Here is a 9,449-nt window from a genome sequence, read left to right on the forward strand (position 1 = left end):
GGATCGGCCGCGCCCTGCTGCCCATGATCGGCACGCAGGCGAGCCGCTGCATGGACTGCGGGATCGCGTTCTGCCACCAGGGCTGCCCGCTGGGCAACATCATCCCGGAGTGGAACGACCTGGTGTGGCGCGACGACTGGGACGGTGCGATCGAGCGCCTCCACGCGACCAACAACTTCCCGGAGTTCACCGGTCGGCTGTGCCCGGCGCCGTGCGAGACCGCCTGCGTCCTGGGGATCAACCAGGACCCGGTGACGATCAAGAACGTCGAGGTCTCGATCATCGACCGCGCCTGGGAGTCCGGCGCCGTCCGGCCCCAGCCGCCGGAGTGGCTCTCGGGCCGCACCGTCGCCGTCATCGGCTCCGGTCCCGCGGGTCTCGCCGCGGCCCAGCAGCTGACCCGGGCCGGCCACACGGTCGCCGTCTACGAGCGCGCCGACAAGGTCGGCGGCCTGCTGCGCTACGGCATCCCCGAGTTCAAGATGGAGAAGAAGCACCTCGACCGGCGCCTGGACCAGATGCGTCGTGAGGGCACCGTCTTCCGCGCCGGGGTCGACGTCGGCGCCACGCTCACGGGTGAGCAGCTCACCGAGCGGTACGACGCCGTGGTCCTCGCCATGGGCGCCACCCAGGCCCGCGACCTGCCCGTGCCCGGGCGCGACCTCGCCGGCATCCACCAGGCCATGGAGTTCCTCCCGCAGGCCAACCGGGTGGCGCTCGGCGAGGAGGTCGAGGGCCAGATCACCGCCACCGGCAAGGACGTGGTGATCATCGGCGGAGGCGACACCGGTGCCGACTGCCTCGGCACCTCGATCCGCCAGGGTGCCCGCTCCATCACCCAGCTCGAGATCATGGCCCAGCCCCCGGAGGACCGTCCCGACGGACAACCGTGGCCGACCTACCCGATGACCTTCAAGGTCTCCTCGGCCCACGAGGAGGGCGGGGACCGGATGTATGCCGTCTCCACGCAGGAGTTCCTCGGCGACGACGACGGCCACGTGTCCGCCCTGCGGCTCACCGAGGTCGACGCGTCGTTCCAGCCGATCGAGGGCACCGAGCGCGAGATCCCCGCCCAGCTGGTGCTCTTCGCGATGGGCTTCACCGGTCCGGAGCAGCCCGGGATCGTCGAGCAGCTCGGCGTGGACCTCGACCAGCGGGGCAACGTCGCCCGCGACGCGTCGTACGCCTCCAGCGTGGACGGCGTGTTCGTGGCCGGGGACGTGGGCCGTGGACAGTCGCTGATCGTGTGGGCGATCGCCGAGGGTCGGGCCGCCGCGGCCGCCGTGGACACGTGGCTCACCGGCTCGACGACGCTGCCGGCTCCGATCAAGCCGACGGACCGTCCGCTCGTCGTGTGACGCGAGCGTCCGTCAATCGGCGGACGGGGGCCTTWGGATCGATCAAAGATCCGCTAGGGTCGGGGTGTGCGTAGAGCCAAGATCGTCTGCACCCTCGGCCCAGCGGTGTCCACCCCCGAGCGTGTCCGTGAGCTGGTCCATGCGGGCATGGACGTCGCCCGGCTGAACATGAGCCACGGCGAGTACGCCGACCACGAGGTCGCCTACCGCCTGGTCCGTCGTGCGAGCGACGAGACGGGTCACGGGGTCGGCATCTTCGCCGACCTCCAGGGCCCCAAGATCCGGCTGGCGACCTTCGCCGACGGCCCGGTCAAGCTCAAGAAGGGCGCGCGGTTCACCATCACCACGCGCGACGTCCCCGGCGACGTGGACGTCTGCGGGACGACGTACAAGGGGCTGCCCGGGGACGTGAAGGTCGGCGACCCGGTCCTCATCGACGACGGCAAGCTGCGCCTGCGCGTCGTCGACGTCACGGAGACCGACGTGGTCACCGAGGTCGTCGTCGGCGGCAAGGCCAGCAACAACAAGGGCATCAACCTGCCCGGGGTCGCGGTCTCGGTGCCGGCGCTGTCGGAGAAGGACACCGAGGACCTGCGCTGGGCGCTGCGCCTGGGCGTCGACTTCATCGCGCTGAGCTTCGTGCGCAGCGCCGACGACGCCGAGGACGTGCGCAAGGTCATGCGCGAGGAGGGGATCGTCATCCCCGTCATCGCCAAGATCGAGAAGCCGCAGGCGATCGACAACATCGACGAGATCGTGGACGCCTTCGACGGGCTCATGGTGGCCCGCGGCGACCTCGGGGTGGAGTGCCCGCTCGAGGACGTGCCGATCCACCAGAAGCGGATCGTCGAGCAGGCCCGCCGCTTCGCCAAGCCGGTGATCGTGGCGACCCAGATGCTGGAGTCGATGATCAGCTCGCCGGCCCCGACCCGCGCGGAGGCCAGCGACGTCGCCAACGCCGTCCTCGACGGTGCCGACGCCGTGATGCTCTCCGGTGAGACGAGCGTGGGGGAGTTCCCCATCATCGCCGTGGAGACGATGGCCCGGATCATCGAGTCGACCGAGGACCACGGCCTGCACCACATGCGCTCGATCGACTGGCAGCCGCACACCCGCGGCGGCATCATCGCCAAGGCGGCCGCGGAGGTGGCCGAGGCGGTGGGCGCCAAGTTCCTCGTCGCCTTCACGGTGAGCGGCGACTCCGCCAAGAGGCTCTCGCGCTACCGCGGGCCGATCCCGGTCCTGGCGTTCACCCCCGAGGGGCGCACGCGCTCGCAGCTCGCGCTGACCTGGGGTGTGGAGACCTTCCAGGGTGCCGAGGTCGAGCACACCGACGAGATGGTGCGCCAGGTGGACGAGGCGCTGCTGACCATCGGTCGCGTGGAGGAGGGTGACCTGGTCGTCATCATCGCCGGCTCGCCCCCCGGCATCCCCGGCTCCACCAACGCGCTGCGCATCCACCGGATGGGCGACGCCATCAACGGCGTCGCGCCGGCGTACCGCCGTCCTCGCTGACGCGTCCTGGTCGTCCGCAGCGGTCTGGGGCGTCGCCGGGCTCGACCCGGGGCTCGCGCGACCGCCGGTGAGCGGTGAGTGAGCCACCTTTTTTCGAGGGAGGATGGTGGCTGTCACACCCCCCTGTCGGCGAGCCCTCGGGACACGCCGGGCGACCGGTGCCGGAGCCACCGTCACTCAGCCGAAAACGTGGCTGGCTCACCGCTGTCGAGGGCCGATGCTGATCACGTCTTCGGACCGATCAGCGCGTCGAGCCGGGCCACGGCCTCGCGTCGGGACACCGAGATGACCCACCGGCCCGACTGACGCCAGGGGACCTCGACCAGGTCCAGCGCCCAGCAGCAGAGGTCGCGGATGTCCTCGGAGCGGTTGGTGAACTGCCAGCGGGGTAGTCGTAGCGACGTCGCTCACCGGCCACCACCCGCGTGGCCCAGTTCTTGGTTCGGCAACCGTCGGAGTGGAAGAGGCCGCGCAGGAAGCCCGCCGGGTGGGCGAGGACCACGTCGCGCTGCCAGTCCTGCAGGACGATGTCCCGGTCGTGCTTGCGACCCGGACCGTGCTGCGGGAACAGGCACTGCCAGTGCTTCCAGTTCGACGCCACCACCACGACGCCGGGAGCCCGGACATGGAACACGCCGCCGGCCAGACGGATGGCCGCCATCGTGGAGGTCACGTCATCGACGATGCCGGGGAAGCTGGCGTCGCACGAGATCCGCAGCGTCGTACGACGACGGAACTCTGAGACGCATCCGTCGCCGAGGTAGAAGCCCAGCAGGACCGCGTAGCGATCGGCGCGGGCCGGGTGCAGGACACTGCACCTGAAGCACTCGTGGGACACGGCGTCGCCCGCGGCGAGCCAGGCCCGGACGGTCGAGCGACGGATGCCCAGTGCCCGCGCGACCGCGCTCAGGCCGGAGCCGGCGGCGACCATCTCGAGGGCTGCCGTGCGGGCGGGTGCGTCGTACATGGCAACACCGTGCCGCCAGCCACCGACATCGACGTCAGTGCCCCGGGTGAGATTCGAACTCACACTGAATGCTGTTTGAGAGCATCGCCTCTGCCATTGGGCTACCGGGGCGGTTCGGCCAGCAAACCGTAGCGGACTAGCCTTGCCGCCGTGACGCAGCCCGCCGACTCMATCCCCACCTCCGTACGCCGCGTCGTCATCGCCGAGGACGAGGCCCTGATCCGCATGGACCTGGCCGAGATGCTGGCGGAGGAGGGCTACGTGGTCGTCGGCCAGGCCGGCGACGGCCAGCGGGCGATCGAGCTCGCCGAGGAGCYGCGCCCCGACCTGGTGATCACCGACGTCAAGATGCCGGTCCTCGACGGGATCGCCGCGGCCGAGCACATCGCCGGCGCACGGATCGCCCCGGTCGTGATCCTGACGGCGTTCTCGCAGCGGGACCTCGTCGAGCGGGCGCGCGACGCCGGGGCGATGGCGTACCTCGTCAAGCCGTTCTCCCGCACCGACCTGGTGCCGGCCATCGAGATGGCGGTCAGCCGGTTCGCGGAGATCGCGGTCCTGGAGCGCGAGGTCGCAGACCTGTCGGAGTCCCTGGCGACCCGCAAGGCAGTGGAACGCGCCAAGGCCGTCCTGCAGGCGCAGCTGGGCCTCGCCGAGCCGGACGCCTTCCGGTGGATCCAGAAGACCGCGATGGATCTTCGCCTGTCCATGCGCCAGGTCGCCGAAGGAGTTGTCGAGCACGGGCCGGGGAGCGCGACACCTTCCTGAGGTCGCGAAACGGTTCGGTAACGGATTAGCCATGTTTCGGGGCGTGCCTGCCAAGGTGCTTACGGCGGGGCTCCCAGCGGTGTACCTTTCCGCTCCGGAGGGGCAGTTCCGACTCGGTGTGCGGGTGGCCTTTCTCCGTTGAACTCTGTGCCACCGGTAGTCGAGCCGGCGGCCTGACGAGAGGTAGAACGCCTTGAGGATCAACACTCGAGTGGGCCTGGGTGCACTCGCACTCGCCCTGACCGTCACGGCATCCGCCTGTGGCACCACGGACACCGGCGGCAGCGCCTCCGAGGACGGTGCCTGCGAGGGCAAGATCGGTGTGATGGGCGCGCTCTCCGGCGCCAACTCCAGCATCGTTCTCCCGTCCGTCGACGGTGCCAAGCTCGCGCTGAAGCAGTGGAGCGCCGAGAACGAGGACTGCAACATCGAGCTCGTCGAGTTCGACACCGAGGGTGACCCCGCCAAGGCCACCCCRGTCGCCACCAAGATGGCGACCGACGACACCTTCCTCGGTGTCATCGGCGGCGCGTTCTCCGGCGAGACCCGCGCGACCAAGGCCATCTACGGCGACGCCGGTCTGACGATGATCAGCCAGTCCGCCACCGCGACCGACCTCACCCAGGAGGACCCGTCGCCGGTCTTCCACCGCGTGGTCGGCTACGACGACGTGCAGGGTGCCGCGATCGCGAAGTACCTCAGCGACGTCATCGGCGCCAAGAAGGTCTTCGTCATCGACAACTCGGACGCCTACGGCGAGCCGCTGGCCGCCAAGGTCTCCTCGGAGCTCGGTGACCTGGTCACCGCCAGCGACAAGACCCAGGTCGCGCAGACCGACTTCAGCCCGACCGTCTCCAAGGTCAACGCCTCCAAGCCGGACGCGATCTTCTACGGCGGCTACATCGCCGAGGCCGCGCCGCTGCTCAAGCAGCTGCGTGACGCCGGCATCGAGGTCCCGTTCGTCGGTGGCGACGGTCTGTACGGCGCCGACTTCGGCAAGGCTGCCGGCGCCGCCGGTGAGGGCGCGATCATCACCTGCCCGTGTGTCCCGATCGAGGACGGCACCTTCGCCGACGACTTCGAGGGCGAGACCGGTGCCGCTCCCGGCGCCTACGCGGCCGAGGGCTTCGACGCGATGACCATCTTCCTGGACGCGTTCGCCGACGGTGCGCGCACCCGCGAAGAGGTCGAGAGCTTCGTCGACGACTACGACGCCGAGGGCCTGACCAAGCAGCTCAAGTTCGACGAGAACGGCGACATCGCCGTGGAGAACGTCGTGATCTGGGCCTACAAGGTGGTCGACGGCCAGCTGGTCCCCGACCAGGAGATCTCGCTCAGCTGATGCGACACGCATGACCAACGGGGCGGTCGGGCGCAATGCTCGGCCGCCTCGTCGGCTGACCGGACGGTGACGTCGCAGCAGGTCCCCCTGGGAGAGGTACATGGACTTCAACGCATTGATCGACAATCTGGGTGGGAACACCCTGGACGGTCTGACCAGAGGCTCGATCTACGCCCTGGTCGCCCTCGGTTACACCATGGTGTACGGCGTGCTGCGCCTCATCAACTTCGCGCACTCCGAGGTCTTCATGGTCGGCACCTGGACGGTGCTCGGCGTCTACACCGTCCTCGGGGCGGACAGCGAGTCGGCCATGCCGATGGTCATCTTCGCCACCCTGGCCGCGCTCGTGGCGGCCGCCGTCTGCTCGGCGAGCGTGGCCCTGGCCGTGGAGCGGATCGCCTACCGGCCGCTGCGCAAGAAGAACGCGCCACCCCTCATCTTCCTCATCACGGCGATCGGCTGCTCGCTGGTGCTGGTCGAGATCTTCGGCCACGTCCTCAAGGTCCTCTTCGGCGCTCCGTTCGGCCGTGCCCCGGTCAACGTGCCCTCGCCGATCCAGACGCACACCCTGCTGACCATCGGCGACGTGCGGATCACCAACGTCCAGGTCTTCATCATCCTGGGCGCCGTGCTGATGATGGTCGCGCTCGACATGTTCGTGAACAAGAGCCGCCTCGGCCGCGGGGTGCGCGCGGTCGCGCAGGATCCCGACACCGCCGCCCTCATGGGCGTCAACCAGGACCGCGTCATCATGCTCGTCTTCATCCTGGGTGGCGCGATGGCCGGGGTCGCCGGACTGTTGTTCACCATCAACTTCGACATCACGAAGTTCGACATCGGCTTCATCATCGGCATCAAGGCATTCACCGCCGCCGTGCTCGGTGGCATCGGCAACCTGCGTGGTGCCCTCGTCGGAGGCCTGCTGCTCGGGATCGTGGAGGTCTACGCCTCCGCCGTCTTCAGCTCCAACTGGGCCGACGTCACGGCATTCATCGTGCTCGTCCTCGTGCTGATGTTCCGCCCGACAGGACTCCTGGGTGAATCGCTCGGAAAGGCACGCGCATGAGTGACCTCAACGAACCCACCCCGGACACCACCGCGGATCAGTCCACGAGCAGTCGCGCCACCGGTGCGTTCGGGCTGCCGCGCCTCAACATCGCCGAGCGCTACTCCCGGGCGCCCCTGTGGGTGCGCATGCCGATCGTCCTGATCGGGATCACGTTCGCCTTCTACCTGCCGTTCCTCAACATCCTGCCGTTCGCCTACATCCGCACCGACCTCACCTCGGGTGGTTCGGACTGGGGCGGCGTGCTGTTCCTGATCGTGACCTACATGATCGTGGCGATCGGGCTCAACGTCGTGATCGGCCTGGCGGGGCTGCTCGACCTCGGCTACATCGGGTTCTACGCGATCGGCGCCTACTCGGTGGCGCTGTTCGGGTCGCCGTCGTCGCCGGTGACCAAGATGATCGCCGAGCGGTTCGGGCTCTCCGAGGGCTGGGCGGTCCCGTTCGTCGCGTGCGTGCCCATCGCCATCGCGCTCGCCCTGGCCTCCGGCGTGCTCCTGGGCGCCCCGACCCTGCGGCTGCGCGGCGACTACCTCGCCATCGTCACCATGGGATTCGGCGAGATCATCCGCATCCTGTCCCGCAACGTCACCAGCGTGACCAACGGCTCGGCCGGCATCATCGGCGTCCCGTCCCCGCCGGAGCCGAGCGAGAACTTCTTCTCCGCGATCGAGACGGCCCACTGGTACTGGCTGGGCCTGTCGGTGCTGATCGTGCTGATCTTCCTGGTCCGCCGGCTGGAGGACAGCCGGGTCGGGCGTGGCTGGCTGGCCATCCGCGAGGACGAGGACGCCGCCGCCGTCATGGGTGTCAACGCGTTCAAGTTCAAGCTGTGGGCCTTCGCCATCGGCGCCGCGGTCGGTGCCATCGCCGGACTGCTCTTCGCCAGCAAGCAGGCGTACGTCGAGCCGACCGGCTTCGCGCTCAACCTGTCCTTCCTGTTCGTGGCCATGGTCGTCATCGGCGGCTCGGGCAACATGGTGGGCGCGATGCTGGGAGCGTTCCTCATCACCTACCTGCCCGAGCGGTTCCGCGAGTTCCAGGACTGGCGCCCGTTCGCGTTCGGGGTGGCGATGGTCGCGGTGATGATCCTGCGACCGCAGGGCCTGATCCCGAGCCGCAGACGAGCCCGCGAGTTCGCCGACCGCAAGAACGAGGCCGAGGAGGCTGCCACCGATGTCTGAGCAGACGATGGAGAGCCCGACCCCGGCGACCGGTTCCTCCGGTGAGGCCCTGCTGGTGGTCGACGACGTGACGCTGCGCTTCGGCGGTGTCGTGGCCCTCAACGAGGTGGCCTTCGAGATCCGCCGCGGCGAGATCCTGGGTCTCATCGGCCCGAACGGCGCCGGCAAGACGACGTGCTTCAACGTCATGACCGGCGTCTACACCCCGACCTCGGGGGAGATCCGGTTCGACGGGGCGAAGATCAGCGGCGGCAAGCCGCACCGCATCAACGCCCTGGGCATCGCTCGTACGTTCCAGAACATCCGGCTGTTCCCCGAGATGACGGCCATGGAGAACGTCATGGTCGGCGCCGACGCCCGGCACAAGACCAGCGTGCCCGGCGCGCTGTTCCGCCTGGCCCGGGTGCGGCCCAAGCCGCACGAGCTCCCGGACAATGCGGTCAAGGCGGGGTTCGCCAAGGTGTTCGGCATCAGCCGGCACGCCCTGGAGGAGAGGGCCGGTCGCCGGAAGTCGATGGAGATGCTGCGCTTCGTCGGCATCGCCGACCGGGCCCACGAGCTGGCACGCAACCTGCCCTACGGCTACCAGCGTCGCCTGGAGATCGCCCGGGCCCTGGCCACCGAGCCCAAGCTGCTCTGCCTCGACGAGCCGGCCGCCGGGTTCAACCCGGCCGAGAAGGCCGACCTGATGAACCTGATCCGCAAGATCCGCGACCGTGGCCTCACCGTGCTCCTCATCGAGCACGACATGAAGCTGGTCATGGGCGTCACCGACCGGCTCGTGGTGCTCGAGTTCGGCCAGAAGATCGCCGAGGGAATCCCTGCCGAGGTGGCCCGCAACCCGAAGGTCATCGCTGCCTACCTAGGAGAGCCGGACGATGCTGCTCAAGCTTGAGGACGTCGTCCTCAACTACGGAAAGATCGAGGCCCTGCACGGCATCAGCCTCGAGGTCGCCGAGGGCGAGGTCGTCGCCCTGATCGGCGCCAACGGCGCGGGCAAGACGTCGACCATGCGGGCGATCTCCGGTGTTCGCGGCCTGCACTCGGGGTCCATCGTCTTCGACGGTGAGGACGTCACCAAGCTGCGCGCCGACCAACGGATGCGCAAGGGGCTGTGCCTCACCCCCGAGGGACGCGGCGTGTTCCCCGGCATGACGGTGACCGAGAACCTCGACATGGGCGCCTACGCGCGCAAGGACAAGGCGGGCATCGCAGAGGACTTCGAGCGTGTCTTCGGACTGTTCCCGCG

Annotated in this window: 9 protein-coding genes and 1 tRNA gene; 8 read left to right on the forward strand and 2 right to left on the reverse strand. The window is 69.1% G+C overall.

Annotation, left to right across the window (positions count from 1 at the left end; genetic code table 11):
* Nucleotides 1-1,358: glutamate synthase subunit beta (locus tag ACXJKL_RS07390; protein WP_457206414.1), on the forward strand; the 1,358-nt coding region annotated here is incomplete at its 5' end.
* 66 nt (nucleotides 1,359-1,424) lie between these two features.
* A complete protein-coding gene (pyk, locus tag ACXJKL_RS07395; RefSeq protein ID WP_457206415.1) occupies nucleotides 1,425-2,873 on the forward strand; it encodes a pyruvate kinase in 1,449 nt (482 codons plus the stop codon).
* Between the two features lie 241 nt (nucleotides 2,874-3,114).
* Here pyk and ACXJKL_RS07400 read toward each other — a convergent pair whose 3' ends face one another.
* Nucleotides 3,115-3,840, reverse strand: a complete 726-nt coding sequence (locus ACXJKL_RS07400; RefSeq protein WP_457206416.1) for a transcriptional regulator — start codon at nucleotides 3,838-3,840, stop codon at nucleotides 3,115-3,117.
* A 38-nt stretch (nucleotides 3,841-3,878) separates the two neighbouring features.
* Nucleotides 3,879-3,951, reverse strand: a tRNA-Leu gene (locus ACXJKL_RS07405).
* Nucleotides 3,952-3,990: 39 nt separating this feature from the next.
* Here ACXJKL_RS07405 and ACXJKL_RS07410 point away from each other — a divergent pair.
* From ACXJKL_RS07410 to ACXJKL_RS07435, 6 genes are all read left to right on the forward strand, one after another.
* Complete coding sequence (locus ACXJKL_RS07410) at nucleotides 3,991-4,608, forward strand: ANTAR domain-containing response regulator (protein WP_457206417.1); 618 nt, start codon at nucleotides 3,991-3,993, stop codon at nucleotides 4,606-4,608.
* A 193-nt stretch (nucleotides 4,609-4,801) separates the two neighbouring features.
* Nucleotides 4,802-5,950 carry a branched-chain amino acid ABC transporter substrate-binding protein gene (locus tag ACXJKL_RS07415; protein ID WP_457206418.1) on the forward strand — a complete coding sequence of 383 codons (1,149 nt, stop codon included), beginning with the start codon at nucleotides 4,802-4,804 and terminating at the stop codon, nucleotides 5,948-5,950.
* A 100-nt stretch (nucleotides 5,951-6,050) separates the two neighbouring features.
* Complete coding sequence (locus ACXJKL_RS07420) at nucleotides 6,051-7,016, forward strand: branched-chain amino acid ABC transporter permease (protein ID WP_457206419.1); 966 nt, start codon at nucleotides 6,051-6,053, stop codon at nucleotides 7,014-7,016.
* Nucleotides 7,013-8,200: a branched-chain amino acid ABC transporter permease gene (locus tag ACXJKL_RS07425; protein ID WP_457206420.1), complete on the forward strand. Its 1,188-nt coding sequence runs from the start codon at nucleotides 7,013-7,015 to the stop codon at nucleotides 8,198-8,200. Before ACXJKL_RS07420 ends, ACXJKL_RS07425 begins: the two co-directional genes overlap by 4 nt.
* Nucleotides 8,193-9,095, forward strand: coding sequence for an ABC transporter ATP-binding protein (locus ACXJKL_RS07430; protein ID WP_457206421.1), 903 nt, complete (start codon nucleotides 8,193-8,195; stop codon nucleotides 9,093-9,095). Before ACXJKL_RS07425 ends, ACXJKL_RS07430 begins: the two co-directional genes overlap by 8 nt.
* Nucleotides 9,079-9,449: ABC transporter ATP-binding protein (locus tag ACXJKL_RS07435; RefSeq protein ID WP_457206422.1), on the forward strand; the 371-nt coding region annotated here is incomplete at its 3' end. The genes ACXJKL_RS07430 and ACXJKL_RS07435, both read left to right, overlap by 17 nt.

The sequence above is a fragment of the Nocardioides sp. P5_C9_2 genome, from assembly GCF_054049555.1.